The organism is Nonomuraea sp. LP-02, from assembly GCF_036289125.1.
In the GTDB taxonomy this organism is placed as follows: Bacteria; Actinomycetota; Actinomycetes; order Streptosporangiales; family Streptosporangiaceae; genus Nonomuraea; species Nonomuraea bangladeshensis.
Genome location: NZ_JAXCLK010000001.1, coordinates 3355409 through 3370290 on the forward strand (window position 1 = coordinate 3355409; position 14882 = coordinate 3370290).

The following is a 14882-nucleotide window of genomic DNA, read 5'->3' on the forward strand; positions in this document are numbered from 1 at the left end:
ATGACGACACTGCTCCAGCCCGGGCGAGTTTCGCCCATGCGAAAGGTCCCCGCGCACATCGAGCGGCCGGAGTACGTCGGTAAGAAGCGCCCCAAGACCGGCGAGTCCGACGTGAAGAGCCCCGAGATGATCGAGCGCATGCGGGTGGCGGGCCGGATCGCCGCGCAGGCTCTCGAAGAGGTCGGCAAGCACGTCAGGCCGGGCGTCACCACCGACGAGCTCGACGTCGTCGGGCACGAGTTCCTCCTCGACCACGGCGCCTACCCGAGCACGCTCGGCTACAAGGGCTACCCGAAGTCGCTGTGCACCTCGATCAACGAGGTCATCTGCCACGGCATCCCCGACGACACGGTGCTGCGCGACGGCGACATCGTCAACGTCGACATCACCGCCTACATCGGCGGCGTCCACGGCGACACCGACGCGACGTTCCTGGTCGGCGAGGTGGACGAGGAGTCGCGGCTGCTGGTCGAGCGCACCCGCGAGGCCACGATGCGGGCCATCAGGGCCGTCGCCCCCGGCCGCCAGCTCAACGTCGTGGGCCGCGTCATCGAGGCCTACGCCAAACGGTTCGGCTACGGCGTCGTGCGCGACTTCACCGGCCACGGCATCGGCGCGACCTTCCACTCCGGCCTCATGGTGCCGCACTACGACGACCCGTCGCTGCGGGTGGAGCTGGTGCCCGGCATGACGTTCACGATCGAGCCGATGCTCACGCTCGGCACCATCGACTATGAGATCTGGCCCGACAAGTGGACGGCGGTCACCGCCGACCGCAAGCGCACGGCCCAGTTCGAGCACACGATCGTGGTCACCGACACGGGCAGCGAGATCCTCACCCTGCCCTGACGACCCCGGATGCGGCTACGGGCGCCTCGGCACCACTCCGGTGACCGTGGTGCCCTCGCCCGGCACGCTGTTGACCGACAGGCTGCCGCCGACCTCGGCGAACGCCGCCCGCATGCGGGCGATGCCCTGCCCGGCGGCAGACCCCTTGGCATGCCCCGTGCCCGCCCCGTGAAAGCCACGGCCGTCGTCGCTCACCGTGACCCGCAGGCCGCCGCTCCCCGCCGTGACGGCGATCGAGACCGTCCTCGCGCCGCTGTGCCGCTCGACGTTGTCCAGGGCCTCGCGCATGGCGGTCATGACCCCGGCGCACACGCCCTCCGGCACCTCGGCGGCCGGCAGGGCCCAGATCTCCACCGCGATCCCCGACCTCTCCCCCCACTCGGCGAGGTAACTCTCGAGTGCCTCGGCCAGGCTTTGCCCCCCACGCATCCGCGTCTCTTCCACTGGTTTCGCCTTCCTCGGCACCCCACGCCGGTCCCCACTCCGGCGATCCGCCCGGTCGCGCGTCCCCCCTCAAGGCTGCGCGCCGCCTGCTGACAGGGTTATGCCCCTCTCCCCTAGGAGCAAGGCTACCTGGCGGTCCAGAGACGGGTAACGGAAGATAGGGGGCCGTGACCGATCGGCTACTCGCCCTGGTCAGCCTTGTTGAGGCGAGCGAGGTAGGCGTTGTAGGAGTCGAGTTCGGGGTCGGTCGCGCCCCGGTCCGCGCGGCGGTCGCTCCTGCGGGCCTGACGGTCGTCGTCGCGGTACCACTGGAAGGCGATGGCCAGCAGCACGATGAGCGTCGGGATCTCGCCGAAGCCCCAGGCGATGGCGCCGCCGTCCTGCTGGGTCTGCAGCAGGTTGTCGCCCCAGGTGCGGCCGAGCTGGTCGTACCAGCCGGAGGCGATGACGGAGCCGGTCATCATCAGCGCGATGCCGAAGAAGGCGTGGAACGGCATCGTGACGAAGAGCATGAGCAGCCGGCCGACGTGCGGGAGCCGGTTGGGGCCGGGATCGACGCCGATGATCACCCAGAAGAACAGGCATCCGCTGACGAGGAAGTGCACGGTCATCCAGATGTGGCCGAGGTGCTCGGTCATCGCCGACTCGAACAGCGGCGTGAAGTACAGCGCGTACGTCGAGGCGACGAAAATGACCGTGGCGACGACCGGATGCGTGACGACCTTGGTGTAGCGGCTGTGCAGGATCGTGGTGATCCACTCGCGCGGCCCCCGGTCGCCCTTCCTGACGGCGGGCTTGAGCGCGCGCAGCGCGAGCGTGACCGGCCCGCCGAGAACAAGGAAGATGGGCACGACCATGGACAACGTCATGTGCTCGATCATGTGCATGTCGAACATGACCTTGGCGTAGCGGGCCAGCCCGCTCTGCGTGACGAACACCAGCAGCGCCACCCCGGCGAACCAGGAGGCGGTGCGTCCCCAGGGCCAGGCGTCGCCGCGGCGGCGCAGGCGTACGACGCCGGCCGCGTAGAGCCCGGCGAGCACGGCGGCGACCAGGGCGAAGAACAGGTCGAGCCACCACAGGCTGAAGATCCTGCCGAGCGTGAGCTCCGGCGGGAGCGGGAAGCCGAGCAGTTCGTAGGCGCGGTCGGCGGGGATGCTGTAGTCGGGCGGCGGGGTGCGCGACAACGCGACGGCCAGGCCGACGGTGGCGAGCATGAGCAGCGTCTCGCCGCCGGCCAGCCGCGCGAAGGCGCCGGGCTCGCCGGCCTGGAGGCTGGTGAGCGTGCGCTGGCGGTGCCAGTAGCCGACGTAGCCGAGCAGCACGAACGCGACGAGCTTGGCGAGGGCGAGCAGGCCGTACTCGTCGGTCCACAGGTCGGAGAGCGCGCCCAGCCGGGCGATCAGCGCGAACACGCCGGACAGCCCCACCCCGGCGTAGCACCAGAGCGCCATCCGGGAGAAGCGGGCGGCGGCCACGTCGAGCTGCGGCTCGCGGCGCAGGGCGTGGCCGGCCAGCACGATCAGGCCGCCCACCCACAGGGCGAGCGCCAGCAGGTGCAGCGCGACCGACGAGGTGGCCAGGTCGTGGTTGGGCGAGGAGGAGGTGTGGCCGGTCAGCGGCGGCGGCAGCATCGTGACGAGGGCGAGCGCCAGCAGCCCCGCCGAGGCGCCGGCGGTGATCGCCCCGCGCGAGAACAGCGCGATGGCCACGGCGAACAGCACGACGAGGGTGAGCGCGACGCCCTGCGTGGTCTGGGTGGCGTAGCTGCTGAGCAGGACGCCGTCGAACACCTGCGGCAGGGTGCGGCCGATGGACTCGGCGGCGCCGAAGACGATGGCGAGGAACGCCGCGCCGGCCCAGGTGAGCGCCGCCCAGGAGGCGGCCTTGACGTATTCGAGCGCGGAGGCGCCGAGCATGCCCTTGTCGCTGGGCAGCAGCGCGGTGGCCATGAGCAGCAGGCCCACGGTGAGCAGGCCGGCGACGTCCATGAGCATCTTGGAGACGGGCAGGCCCCATCGGACCACCGCGCCGGCGTCGGGCAGGCCCGGGATGATCCTGGGGAAGGCCGTGCCGCCGGCGATCATGCCGAGGACGAGGGCGGCGACCGCGACCGCTACGCCCGCGAGGCCGAGCCGCGCCGCCCTGCTCATGGCTTGCTCTTCCGCGCGCTGAGCAGGAAGCCGATGCCGATGCCGACGAGGGCGCCGATCACGATGATCAGCCAGACGGGGAACGACGCGCCGCCGTCCTCGGCCGACGCGGGCGCGGCGGCCGGCTCCTGAGCCGCCGAGGACACCGGCGGGGCCGCCGCCTCGGAGGAGGCCGGCGCGGCCGACGGGGCGGCCGGCGTCGAGGGCTCGGCGCTCGCCGACGGGCTCTTCTCGATGGCCGGGGCCTTGAGCGTGAACGGGATCTCGCCCTCGATCGGATGCCCGTCGGAGGACACGACGCGGTAGGCGATGGTGTACTTGCCGCCCGGCAGCGGCGACTTGACCGCCTGCCGGACCACCGCGCCGTCCAGCTCCGGCTCGCCGGCCTGGTATTGGGCGCCGCCGGGGCCGTTGAGCACGACGAACGGCAGACGGACCCGGGCGCTGAACTCCAGCCGGACCTCGTCGAGGGACTCGACCTCGGCTCCCTTGGCCGGGGAGCTGCTCTTCAGCGAGTCGTGCGCCAGCGCCGGGGCGGCCGTGCCGGCCACGAGCAGTCCGGACGCGAGCAGGGCGGCGAGTATCGCGGTGAGGGCCGCGAACGGGGAAGTCTTCATGGCACCCCCCAGGCTACCGACGCCACCGCCCGGTCCGGACCCCGCTACAGCCCCACGCAGGCGAGCGCCCGCTGGTAGGCATCCACCGCGCCCTCCTCGTCGCCCAGCTCCTCCATGGTGAACGCGGTGGCGTACCAGGTGGAGGCGGAGCGGCGGGAGTCGGGCAGCGGCGTCAGCCAGTCGCGTACGGACGCCACGTGCTCGGCGGCCTCCTCCGAGTGGCCGACCGCGCCGTGGACCCGGCCGAGCAGCAGGCCCGCCTCGGCGCCGAGCGCGTGCCCGAACTCCGGCAGCAGGTCCCTGCCCACCTTGGCGTGCTCGGCGGCCGCAGCGTAGTCGCCGCACAGGTATTCGGCCATCGCCAGGTCGAGGTTGAGGTGGCAGCGGTCGAAGGTGCTCGTCGAGGTCTGCTCGAACTCGTCGAGCGTCGCGCGCAGCGCCTCGCGCACGGCCGCGGCCTCGGCGGGCCTGGCCGTGAGCCGCTTGCGCAGGAACGCCGCCCGCATGCGGGCGACGTTGCGCGGGCTGCCGTGCTCCAGCTGCACCGCCAGGGCCCGCTCGGCGAGGGACAGTGCCTCCTCCAGGTGGCCGGTGAGGTAGGCGGCGCTGGAGGCGTTCCAGTTGGCGGCCACGATCGCGCGCGGCGTGCCGAGCGCGTCGGCGGCGTTGAGCAGCTCGGCCGCGAACTGGCGGGCGCGCAGCAGGTCGCCGCGCTCGATGTAGGCGGCCAGCAGCGTGGCGCCCAGCTCGACCAGCCCGTCGGCCCACGGCTGGCGGGTGCTGCCGAGCAGCATCCGCTCGCCCACCTCGACGGCCTTGGTGAGCTGCTCGCTCTCCCGGTAGACCCGGCAGAGCACCATCGCGACCTCGACGCGCCGGTCGGCGGGGAGCTCGCTCTCCTGCAGCCGGAGCAGGATGGAGGTGGCCTCGGCGAGGTCACCGCAGGCCTCCGTGGCGAGCGCCAGCCCGAACTCGGCCTCTTGACGCAGCGTGGTGAGCCCTGTCAGGTTGTTGTTGGCCAGCAGCTCCGCGAATCGGTTGCGGGCCTCGTTGACTTCGCCGTTCTCGAGCGCGAGCCGCGCATAACCGAGGGCGAGCTCGATGTCCTCCATCTGCTCGGCGGTGACGCCATTGATCAGATAGGACAGCGAACAGTCGAGTTTCTGGGCCAGCAGCTCCAGGACGGCGGGCGTCGGGGTACGCTTTCCACTCTCGATCAACGAGACGTAACTGTCCGACAGCTCGGGATGCGCCAACTGTGCCTGTGACAGGCCGCGTTGTCGCCTAACCGTCTTAATGCGGAGTCCGACTAGGTCAGATGTGGTCACAGTCGTCGCTCCCTGAGAAGATATGTCCAAGCAACTACATAGGCGAGGGAGAACCCCCATGCGTATGCGCATTGCCCTGTCCGCCCTGGTTACCGCGATCGCTGTCGTGGTGACCATTGGAAGCAATGTTACGGCCGCAAGTGCCGACACGTCTTCCATCAGTTCTGCCCTGGAGATCTACTGCTGCTGAACTGAACCCCGGCACGAGGGGGCGCGCGGGCCTTCCGAGCACGAAAACCGCACCGTGTTCGCGGGCCGGCTCCTCCGCGGAGGCCGGCGTCATCCGTAGCGTCCCCTCTGCCGTCCCGCTTCTCGCCCGCTACCTGGGTGGGGCGGTGTCACGCAGAGCCAGATAGAAATCGACCCGGTCGGCCATCGTGGCCAGGTTCCTGCCGGTGAGCTCCTCGATCCTGCGCACCCTGTAGCGGACCGTGTTGACGTGCACGTGGAGCCGCTCGGCGCAGGCGTTCCACGAGCCCGCGCAGTCGAGGAAGACGCCGAGCGTACGCACCAGCTCCGACTGGTGCCGGCGGTCGTAGTCGAGCAGCGGCGACAGCAGCCGGTCGGCGAAGGAACGGCGCACCTCGGCCGGCACGGTGGCCAGCAGCAACGCATGGGTGTAGATCTCGTCGCTGGTCACCACGCCGCCGCCGCGCGCCTCGGCCAGCCGGCGGGCGTGCCCGGCCTCCTCGACGCCGCCCTTCAGCGCCGCCGCCCCCGTGAGCGCCCCGCTGAGGCCCGCACAGACCCGCGTGCCGGGCAGCGCGGACAGCACTTCGGCCGCGGCGCGCAGCCGGGCGGCCAGCTCGCCGGCGGTGCTTCCGCGCAGCGGCACCACGGCCACCGCGCCGTCGGCCCCGGCCGCCGCGACGACCTCGCGGCCGAGCAGCTCCTCCACGACCTGCCCGCCGAGGGTGGCGGGGTCCGGCCCGCGGGTCGCGCCGGGGCGGGGCGCCGTGACGTCGACCACCGCGTACGGCTCCGCCGCGTCGAGCCCGCAGGTGCGCAGCCGGGCGTTGAGCTCGGCCGGGTCGGCGCCGGCGAGCGCGGCCACGACGAGCTGCTCGGCGAGCCGCCGCTCCACCCGGCGGCCCTCCTCCACGCGCATGCGTTCGAGGCCGACGCAGGCGGCCAGCTCGTAGCCGAGGTCGGCGCGGTCGAGCAGGTCGCCGTCGAGGGCCAGCGCCCAGCCCGCGGCGCGGTGGCCGCGGCCCACGGCGAAGATCGTGCGGCCGTGGGCGCGGGCGGGCAGCCGCGGCGCGGTCAGGTACGCCCGCGCGACCTCCCCGGGCTCGGCCACCGTCCCCACCACGACGTGCCCTGACGCGGTCACGACCGCGCCGGTGACGCCCAGCTCGGCGGCGGCCAGCTCGAACAGCTCACGCAGGTCCGCGCCCTCGGCGACGGCCGCGACGAGCCTGCGGTGCCGGCCGAGCGCGGCCCGTACGTCGCCGGACGGGCGGGGCGCGGCGAGCTCGGTGAGGGTGCGGAAGGAGACCTCGGTCGGCACCTCCAGCAGCGGCAGCCCGGCGGCCGCGCAGGCGGCCACGAGGTCGTCGGGCACGTGCCCGAGCAGGGCCGCGCCCGCGCCGACGGCGGCGACCCCGGCCTCGGCGAGGGTGGTCACGAACCGCGCGGAGTCCTCCGGCGCCTGCCGCCACATGAGCCCGGTCAGCACCAGCTCGCCGCCGGACAGGTAGCGCCCCGGCTCGGGCAGGTCGGTGATGTGCACCGTGGCGAACTCGCGGTCGGGGTCGCCGGTCAGCAGCCTCAGCCGCAGGCCGGGAATGTCCAGCAGGTCACGGATCCGCACTTGGAGGAATATACAAGCCGGTTGTTACAGGCTTTGACCGGGATTTCAGCGGCGTGCATAGGACCCGGCACGGCGACGGTGCTCTACTCGGAGGATGACGGACACGGCGGACATGGCGTACACGACATTGAGCGGCGTGGGCGAGAGCGCCAGGCGGCCGGACGCCACGCTGAAGGTGACGGGCGAGTTCGCCTACGCCTCCGACCTGTGGATCGACGGCATGGCGTGGGGCGCGACGCTGCGCAGCCCGCACCCGTCGGCGTGGATCCGCTCGATCGACGCCGGCCCCGCGCTGAAGATCGCCGGCGTGCACGCGGTGCTCACCCACGAGGACGTCCCCGGCGAGAAGTTCTACGGCCTGGACCACAAGGACCAGCCGGTGCTGGCCGTCGACCAGGTGCGCTACCAGGGGGAGCCGGTGGCGCTGGTGGCCGCCGACCATCCCGAGACGGCCCGCCGGGCGGCCGCGGCGATCGTGGTCGAGTACGAGGTGCGCGAGCCGGTGACCGACCCGCGCCGGGCCACCGAGATCGTACGCCGCCAGCCGGTGCGGGTCGGCGACACCTTCGAGGCGGAGGTCGTGGTCACCGGCGAGTACGAGGTCGGCATGCAGGACCAGGCCTTCCTCGGCCCGGAGGCGGGCCTGGCGATCCCGGCCGAGGACGGCGGCGTGGACCTGTTCGTCGCCACGCAGTGGCTGCACGTGGACCGCGACCAGCTCGCCCCCTGCCTGGGCCTGCCGCCGGAGAAGGTACGGCTGACGCTGTCGGGCGTGGGCGGCGCGTTCGGCGCCCGCGAGGACCTGTCCATGCAGGTGCACGCCTGCATGCTGGCGCTGCGCCTCGGCCGCCCGGTCAAGATGAGCTACGGCCGCGAGGAGTCGTTCTTCGGGCACGTGCACCGCCATCCCGCCCGGATGCGCTACGAGCACGGCGCGACCAGGGACGGCAGGCTCGTCTACGTCAAGGCGGACATCCTGCTGGACGGCGGCGCGTACTGCTCGTCCTCCCCCGCCGTCGTGGGCAACGCGGCCTCGCTGGGCGTGGGCCCGTACGAGGTGCCGAACGTGGACGTCGTCGCGACCGGCGTCTACACCAACAACCCGCCGTGCGGCGCGATGCGCGGCTTCGGCGCGGTGCAGGCGTGCTACGCCTACGAGTCGCAGATGGACCGGCTGGCCGAGGCGTGCGGGCTGTCGCCGGTGGAGATCCGGGTGCGCAACGCGGTCACGCAGGGCTCGCGGCTCATCACCGGCCAGCTCATCGACTCCCCGGCGCCGCTGGCGGACATGCTGCGCGACCTGGAGGCCATGCCGCTGCCCGGCGGGCGGCCGGAAGGGGAGCTGCGGGCGCTGCCCGGCGGGGTGTCCCAGACCACGCACGGCGAGTCGGTGCGACGCGGCGTCGGCTACGGCGTCGGGATCAAGAACATCTGCTTCTCCGAGGGCTTCGACGACTACTCCACGGCCCGGGTGCGCGCCGAGCTGGTGAACGGCGAGCCGCACGTGACCGTGCACACCGCTGCCGCCGAGGTGGGCCAGGGGCTGGTCACGGTGCAGGCCCAGATCGCCCGGACGGAGCTGGGCATCGCCGACGTGACGGTGGCGACGGCGGACACCTCGGTGGGCTCGGCGGGGTCGTCGTCGGCGTCGCGGCAGTCGTACGTGACCGGTGGCGCGGTGCGGGCGGCCTGCGAGGCCGTGCGCGCGCAATTCGGCGGGCTGCCGGCGCGGGAGGCGCTGGAGCGGTACGGGCCGATCGAGGAGACCCGCGAGTACCGGCACCGGCCGACGTACCCGATGGACCCGGTGACCGGGCAGGGCGACTCGCACACGCAGCTCGCGCTGTGCGTGCACCGGGCCGTGGTGGACGTGGACGTGGAGCTGGGCCTGGTCAAGGTGGTGGAGCTGGCGGCGGTGCAGGACGTCGGCCGGGTGCTCAACCCGCAGGCGCTGGAGGGCCAGATCCACGGCGGCTCGGCGCAGGGGCTCGGGCTGGCGCTGATGGAGGAGATCCAGGTACGGGACGGCGTGGTGGCCAATCCGTCGTTCACCGACTACCTCATCCCCACGATCCTCGACATGCCGCCCATGCAACTGAAAATCCTGGAAAATCCGGATCCGGCGGCTCCGTACGGGCTGCGTGGCGTGGGCGAGCCCCCGACGCTGTCCTCGACCCCGGCCGTCGCGGCGGCCGTACGGGCGGCGACCGGGCTCCGGTTGACGCGCGTTCCGATCAGGCCGGAAGATATCGCCTTGTCTGATGAGAAGGGGCCTGACGCGAAGAATCGGGCCTGACGGGGAGGTACATCATGGGGAGCGCGCGCGAGGCCGCCGAGGCCGAGTTCCGCCGGTTCGACACCGACGGCGACGGTCTGCTGACCGCCGACGAGATCCGCAGCGCCAACGAGGCGCTGGGCGGGCAGGGCGCTACCGAGAGCGAGATCGAGGCGTTCATCAGCTCCGCCGACCGCGACGGCGACGGCACGATCGGCCTGGAGGAGTTCGTCGGGCTGGTCGGCCACGGCAGGCACGAGAAGGCGTGATCTAGCGCGGCGCCGGGTAGGCAACGGGCACTCCCCCTGATCACAAAGGGGGAAGGCGTGCTCGACCGGCTCTTCGAGCTGACCCGGCGCGAGAGCACCGTCGGCCGCGAGGTGCGTGGCGGGATCACCACCTTCATGGCGATGGCGTACATCATCCTGCTCAACCCGATCATCCTGGCAGGGGCGAAGGACGTCACGGGCGCCCAGCTCTCCATCGTGCAGCTGACCACGAGCACCGCGCTGGCGGCGGCGATCTCGACGCTGCTGATGGCGTTCGTCGGCAACGCGCCCTTCGGCCTGGCCGCCGGGCTGGGGCTCAACGCGGTCGTCGCCTACCAGGCCGCCCCCCACATGACGTGGCGTGAGGCGATGGGCCTGGTGGTGCTCGGCGGCTTCGTGATCATCCTGCTGGCCGTGACCGGCCTGCGCACCCTGATCATGAACGCCATCCCGCTCGCGCTCAAGCACGCCATCAGCGTCGGCATCGGGCTGTTCGTCGCGCTCATCGGCCTGGTGGACGCCGGGTTCGTGGCCACGGGCTCGGGCACGCCCGTGCAGCTCGGCGCCACCGGCCATCTGACGGGCTGGCCGGTCGTGATGTTCTGCTTCGGCCTGCTGCTGATGATCGCTCTGTACGCCCGCCGCACCCCGGCCGCCATCCTCATCAGCATCGTGGTGACCGCGGCACTGTCGGTGCTGGTGAACTCCGTGGCCACCGTCGATCCCCGGTCGTGGGGCGTCGTGACGCCGCGGGTGCCCGAGTCGCTGGTCGCCGCGCCGGACTTCGGGCTGGTGGGGCAGTTCGACCTGTTCGGCGGGTTCGCCAGGGCGGGGGCGCTGACCGCGGCCGTCGTGCTGTTCACGCTCGTCCTGTCGGGCTTCTTCGACGCGATGGGCACCATCATCGGCGTCAGCGACGAGGCCGGGCTCGTGGACCGCGCCGGCCAGGTGCCGCGCCTCGGCCGCATCCTGACCGTGGACGGCGTCGCCGGCATGGTGGGCGGCTCGGTCAGCGCCTCGGCGAACACCGTGTTCGTGGAGTCGGCGGCGGGCGTCGGCGAGGGCGCGCGCACCGGCCTGGCCAGCGTGGCGACCGGGGCGCTGCTCGGGCTGACGCTGCTGTTCACGCCGCTCGCCGGAGTGGTGCCCGCCGCGGCCGCCGCTCCCGCGCTGGTGCTGGTCGGGGCGCTGATGATGATGCAGAGCAGGAACGTGCCCTGGCAGGACGTGGACGTCGCCATCCCGGCGTTCCTCACCATCGCGCTGATGCCGTTCACGTACTCGATCACCAACGGGGTCGGCGCGGGCGTCATCTCCTACACCCTGATCAAGGCGGCCAGGGGCAGGTTCGCCGAGATCCCGTGGCTGCTGTGGGTGGTGTCGCTGGTGTTCCTCGCCTACTTCGCGATCGACTGGCTGGAGCGGCTGTTCGCCTGATCAGCCCATGTCGCCGCTGTTGCAGGCGACGCCGTTGCGGTCGGTGTCGGTGTACCAGGTGTATTCCGTGTGGACGCCCTTGGAGTAAGGGCCGTAGCCGTGCGCCACGGCCTCCTTGCAGGAGGCGTAGCGCGGGTCGTTGCCGCCGCGGCCGGTGTCGGAGGCAGGGCTCGTGACGCCGGGAGAGGTCGCGGCGCCCGGCTGCGTCCCCGACGAGGCGGGCGGGGTCGCGGGCGGCGTGGCGGGCGGAGTGGTCGGCGGGGTCGCGCCGGGGTCGGTCCCGGGGTCGGTCCCGGGGTCGGTGCCCGGCGGGGAGGCGGCGGGCGAGGCGCCCCCGGACGGCCCGAGCAGCCGCGTGGTCAGGGCGTCGGCCTCCTCCTTGGTGAACCCGGCGATGCGCAGGCTGTCGCCGCTCATCGGCTCGGTCACGACAGGCGCGGCCACCACCGTCTTGGGCTGCTCGGGCTCGGCGGGGGCGAGCACGACGGCGAGCTGCCGCTGGTCGGGCTCCAGCTCGTCGACGAGCTCGACCAGCTTGTCCTTGAACCCGGCGGCGACGGCGATGCGGACGGAGTATTGGCCGTCCTTCTCCCTGATCGGCTCGATGCGCTGCACCGACAGGACGGTGACGCCGTCCTCCAGGAGGTAGCAGGTGCGCTGCTCCTCGTCGAGCACGGCCTGCTCGCCGGGGCACGGCGCGGGCTTGGTGTCCTTGACCGGGGCGAAGTGCAGCGGCACCGCCAGCCTGACCGGCGGGGCGCCGCCGAGCAGCGGCTGGTCGGGGTTCTTGGTCATCAGGACCGCGACAGTGCCGAGCACGCCGGCGACGAGCACCACCAGCACGAGCGAGACGATCAGCACGATGGTGGTGAGTCTGCTGGCCTGCGGCTCCTCCGGATCCGCGGGGGGCTGCGCTTCCGGCTTGTCCATCGATGACGTTCCCATCCTGACGTTCGGGCCGCGGAGAGCCTATCGAGGACCGGCCGGGGCAAGGTAATCATGACGGATCGCGGATTGACCGCAAAATCGGCGCGGACGGAAGGCGATCGATGAAGATCGGTGTTCCCGTAGAGGTCAAGAACAGCGAATACCGGGTGGCGTTGACGCCGGCGGGCGTGCACGAGTTCGTCCGCCACGGCCACCAGGTCCACGTCGAGCGCGGCGCCGGCGAGGGGTCGGCGATCCCCGACGCGGACTTCGCCGCGGCGGGCGCGGTCATCGTCCCGGAGGCCGACGAGGTGTGGGGCGCGGCCGACCTGGTGCTGAAGGTCAAGGAGCCGGTCGCCGAGGAGTACCACCGGTTGCGCAAGGGCCTGGTGCTGTTCACCTACCTCCACCTGGCCGCCTCCCGGCCGTGCACGCGGGCGCTCCTGGACTCGGGGTGCACGGCGGTCGCGTACGAGACCGTCCAGACGGCGAACGGCGCGCTGCCGCTGCTGGCCCCCATGTCGGAGGTCGCGGGCCGGCTGGCGCCGCAGGTCGGCGCCTACCACCTGATGCGCTCGGCGGGCGGCCGGGGCGTGCTGATGGGCGGCGTGTCCGGCGTGCACGCGGCGCACGTCGTCGTCATCGGGGCGGGCGTGTCCGGCATGAACGCCGCCGCCATCGCCCTCGGCATGCAGGCCGAGGTGCTGCTCCTGGACAGCAACATCGACAAGCTGCGCCAGGCCGACCTCATCTACCAGGGCCACTGCCAGACGGTCGCGTCGAACACGCTGGAGATCGAGCGGGCCGTGACGGAGGCCGACCTGGTGATCGGCGCGGTGCTGGTGCCCGGCGCCAAGGCGCCCAAGCTGGTGACCAACGACCTGGTCGCGCGGATGAAGCCGGGCTCGGTGCTGGTGGACATCTCGATCGACCAGGGCGGCTGCTTCGAGGACTCCCGGCCGACCACGCACGAGGAGCCGACCTACCGGGTGCACCGGTCGCTGTTCTACTGCGTGGCCAACATGCCGGGGGCGGTGCCGCACACCTCGACGTTCGCGCTGACCAACGTCACGTTGCCGTACGCGCTGGCCATCGCCGACCTCGGCTGGCGGCGGGCCATGCGTGAGGACCCGGCGCTGGCCCGCGGCCTGAGCACGCACGAGGGGCAGCTGACCAGCGAGCCCGTGGCCGAGGCGCACGGGCTGGAATGGACGCCGGCGCGGGACGTGCTCGGCTGAGCACGTCCCGCGCCGGCGGTCGTCCTTACGGGCTACTGCTGCGACGGGCTGGCCGACGGCTTGAGCGTCTCCATCGGGGTGTTCTGCTGGCCCGTGGGCTCGGGCGGCAGCGGGGCCTCGTCGGCCGTGGTGGTGATGGCGTCGGGGCCGCCGCAGGTCGCGCCGGGCTCCGGCGTGTCGGCGCCGTTCTGGTAGCGCTTGATGAAGGCGGCCAGCTTGGGGTCGGCCGGGTCGGTCACCTTGAGCTGGTGGCCCCAGGAGGACACGACGATCGGCGAGGGCAGGTTGGGGAACGGGCTCATCAGCATGTAGTCCTGCTGGCCCGTGGACGAGGCGATCTCCTTCAGCTTGTCGACCTGGGCCTTCGGCAGGTCGGGCCGGTAGGTGATCCAGGCCGCGCCGTGCTCCAGCGAGTGGACGGCGTGCTCGGGGTGGATCGGCTTGTCGTAGATCCCGCACTGCTGCCAGTAGTTGTTGTGCTGGCCGCCGACCGGCGGGGTCTCCTTGTAGGAGACCGGGGTCCAGACGTGCTCACCGGCTTCGTACTTGGCGCTCGTGACGGCGTCCAGCGAGGTCTCACGGGCCTGCTTCACCAGGTAGAAGCCCACCAAACCGACCAGGACGACGATGATCAGCCCGCCCGTGCCCCACATGAGCAGCGCGGCGCGGCGTTGTTTGCGCTTCTGGTCGGCCCGCATCTTCTGCAGATGCTCGCGCCGCGCCTGCGCCTTCTCCTTCGTCATCGTTCCTCCATCGGCGTACCAACAGGGGTCACCTTATGCCCTTCCGGCGTATGCGGAGAATAAGGCGGGCGTAAGGGAGGGATCTCAGGTTCGCCCCCAGGTGGGTACGCTGGACGCGTCATGGACAAGCCCCTCAGGAACCCCGTGCTCATCGTCTGCGGCGTGCTGGTGCTCGCCGCGGCGGCCTATCTGCTGTTCGGTCGCTCGGGCACGCCCGGCGACTCCTCACCGGAGGCCGGTTTCGCCCGCGACATGGCCGTGCACCACGCGCAGGCCGTCGACATGTCCTTCGTCGTCAGGGACAAGCGGCCCGCCAAGGAGATCTCCAGCCTGGCCTTCGACATCATCAACACGCAGGCCAACCAGCGAGGCATGTTCCTCGGCTGGCTGCAGCAGTGGGGGCTCGACCAGGCGGGCCACGACAGGCCGATGGCGTGGATGAGCGGCCACGGGCACGGCGCCGCGACGTACACAGCGGGGCCCGCCGCCGCGAGCACGGGCCTGATGCCCGGCATGGCCTCCCCGGAGGAGCTGGCCAGGCTCAAGGCGGCCGACGGCACACAGGCCGAGGTGCTGTTCCTGCAGCTCATGATCCGCCATCATGAGGGCGGGGTGGAGATGGCCGAGGGCCTGCTCGACCTGTCGACCCGGCCCGAGGTGGTGAACATGGCGCAGAAGATCGTCCAGGGGCAGAGCAGCGAGATCAAGCTGATGACCGACCTGCTGCGCCAGCGCGGCGCGCAGCCACTCCCCTCGATCCTGCAGCCGAAGTAGGCGGGCGCGCCCGGG

Annotated in this window: 13 protein-coding genes; 6 read left to right on the forward strand and 7 right to left on the reverse strand. The window is 72.1% G+C overall.

Annotated features, from left to right (window positions below; translation table 11 throughout):
* Positions 1 to 849 (forward strand): type I methionyl aminopeptidase, encoded by an 849-nt coding sequence (gene map / locus SMD20_RS15640; protein WP_329581050.1) that lies wholly within the window; start codon positions 1 to 3, stop codon positions 847 to 849.
* A 15-nt stretch (positions 850 to 864) separates the two neighbouring features.
* Here the strand turns inward: map and SMD20_RS15645 are convergent, their stop codons facing one another.
* From SMD20_RS15645 to SMD20_RS15665, 5 genes are all read right to left on the reverse strand, one after another.
* A complete protein-coding gene (locus SMD20_RS15645; protein ID WP_329581052.1) occupies positions 865 to 1278 on the reverse strand; it encodes a sensor histidine kinase in 414 nt (137 codons plus the stop codon).
* A 194-nt stretch (positions 1279 to 1472) separates the two neighbouring features.
* Positions 1473 to 3446: a cytochrome c oxidase assembly protein gene (locus tag SMD20_RS15650; RefSeq protein ID WP_329581053.1), complete on the reverse strand. Its 1974-nt coding sequence runs from the start codon at positions 3444 to 3446 to the stop codon at positions 1473 to 1475.
* Positions 3443 to 4063, reverse strand: a complete 621-nt coding sequence (locus SMD20_RS15655) for a copper resistance CopC family protein (RefSeq protein WP_329581055.1) — start codon at positions 4061 to 4063, stop codon at positions 3443 to 3445. Before SMD20_RS15655 ends, SMD20_RS15650 begins: the two co-directional genes overlap by 4 nt.
* Positions 4064 to 4107: 44 nt before the next feature.
* Positions 4108 to 5451, reverse strand: a complete 1344-nt coding sequence (locus SMD20_RS15660; RefSeq protein ID WP_329592569.1) for a helix-turn-helix domain-containing protein — start codon at positions 5449 to 5451, stop codon at positions 4108 to 4110.
* Between the two features lie 259 nt (positions 5452 to 5710).
* Positions 5711 to 7204 carry a PucR family transcriptional regulator gene (locus SMD20_RS15665; RefSeq protein WP_329581058.1) on the reverse strand — a complete coding sequence of 498 codons (1494 nt, stop codon included), beginning with the start codon at positions 7202 to 7204 and terminating at the stop codon, positions 5711 to 5713.
* Between the two features lie 94 nt (positions 7205 to 7298).
* Between SMD20_RS15665 and SMD20_RS15670 the strand changes: the two genes are divergently transcribed.
* From SMD20_RS15670 to SMD20_RS15680, 3 genes are read left to right on the forward strand one after another with little or no spacing between them, the layout of a single operon-like run.
* Complete coding sequence (locus SMD20_RS15670) at positions 7299 to 9500, forward strand: molybdopterin cofactor-binding domain-containing protein (protein WP_329581061.1); 2202 nt, start codon at positions 7299 to 7301, stop codon at positions 9498 to 9500.
* A 14-nt stretch (positions 9501 to 9514) separates the two neighbouring features.
* A complete protein-coding gene (locus SMD20_RS15675; protein WP_329581063.1) occupies positions 9515 to 9748 on the forward strand; it encodes an EF-hand domain-containing protein in 234 nt (77 codons plus the stop codon).
* Between the two features lie 57 nt (positions 9749 to 9805).
* Positions 9806 to 11185 (forward strand): NCS2 family permease, encoded by a 1380-nt coding sequence (locus SMD20_RS15680; protein ID WP_329581066.1) that lies wholly within the window; start codon positions 9806 to 9808, stop codon positions 11183 to 11185.
* Here the strand turns inward: SMD20_RS15680 and SMD20_RS15685 are convergent, their stop codons facing one another.
* On the reverse strand, positions 11186 to 12115 hold the full coding sequence (locus SMD20_RS15685; protein ID WP_329581069.1) for an excalibur calcium-binding domain-containing protein: 930 nt from the start codon (positions 12113 to 12115) through the stop codon (positions 11186 to 11188). It lies immediately after the preceding gene.
* Between the two features lie 119 nt (positions 12116 to 12234).
* Between SMD20_RS15685 and ald the strand changes: the two genes are divergently transcribed.
* Complete coding sequence (gene ald / locus SMD20_RS15690; protein ID WP_329581071.1) at positions 12235 to 13350, forward strand: alanine dehydrogenase; 1116 nt, start codon at positions 12235 to 12237, stop codon at positions 13348 to 13350.
* Between the two features lie 32 nt (positions 13351 to 13382).
* On the opposite strand, the gene SMD20_RS15695 is transcribed toward ald, so the two are convergent.
* Positions 13383 to 14093 (reverse strand): DUF3105 domain-containing protein, encoded by a 711-nt coding sequence (locus SMD20_RS15695; protein WP_329581074.1) that lies wholly within the window; start codon positions 14091 to 14093, stop codon positions 13383 to 13385.
* Between the two features lie 120 nt (positions 14094 to 14213).
* Between SMD20_RS15695 and SMD20_RS15700 the strand changes: the two genes are divergently transcribed.
* The gene (locus tag SMD20_RS15700) at positions 14214 to 14867 is read left to right on the forward strand and encodes a DUF305 domain-containing protein (protein WP_329581077.1); all 654 of its coding nucleotides are present in this window, start codon (positions 14214 to 14216) and stop codon (positions 14865 to 14867) included.
* Positions 14868 to 14882: the final 15 nt, after the last annotated feature.

What these genes read in the sequence shown, in the direction of transcription:
- SMD20_RS15650 (WP_329581053.1), bottom strand. Translation starts at nt 3,446, where the DNA reads ATGAGCAGGGCGGCGCGGCTCGGCCTCGCGGGCGTAGCGGTCGCGGTC.
- SMD20_RS15660 (WP_329592569.1), bottom strand. Translation starts at nt 5,451, where the DNA reads ATGGGGGTTCTCCCTCGCCTATGTAGTTGCTTGGACATATCTTCTCAG.
- ald (WP_329581071.1), top strand. Translation starts at nt 12,235, where the DNA reads ATGAAGATCGGTGTTCCCGTAGAGGTCAAGAACAGCGAATACCGGGTG.
- SMD20_RS15655 (WP_329581055.1), bottom strand. Translation starts at nt 4,063, where the DNA reads ATGAAGACTTCCCCGTTCGCGGCCCTCACCGCGATACTCGCCGCCCTG.
- SMD20_RS15700 (WP_329581077.1), top strand. Translation starts at nt 14,214, where the DNA reads ATGGACAAGCCCCTCAGGAACCCCGTGCTCATCGTCTGCGGCGTGCTG.
- SMD20_RS15695 (WP_329581074.1), bottom strand. Translation starts at nt 14,093, where the DNA reads ATGACGAAGGAGAAGGCGCAGGCGCGGCGCGAGCATCTGCAGAAGATG.
- SMD20_RS15685 (WP_329581069.1), bottom strand. Translation starts at nt 12,115, where the DNA reads ATGGACAAGCCGGAAGCGCAGCCCCCCGCGGATCCGGAGGAGCCGCAG.
- SMD20_RS15645 (WP_329581052.1), bottom strand. Translation starts at nt 1,278, where the DNA reads ATGCGTGGGGGGCAAAGCCTGGCCGAGGCACTCGAGAGTTACCTCGCC.
- map (WP_329581050.1), top strand. Translation starts at nt 1, where the DNA reads ATGACGACACTGCTCCAGCCCGGGCGAGTTTCGCCCATGCGAAAGGTC.
- SMD20_RS15670 (WP_329581061.1), top strand. Translation starts at nt 7,299, where the DNA reads ATGACGGACACGGCGGACATGGCGTACACGACATTGAGCGGCGTGGGC.
- SMD20_RS15675 (WP_329581063.1), top strand. Translation starts at nt 9,515, where the DNA reads ATGGGGAGCGCGCGCGAGGCCGCCGAGGCCGAGTTCCGCCGGTTCGAC.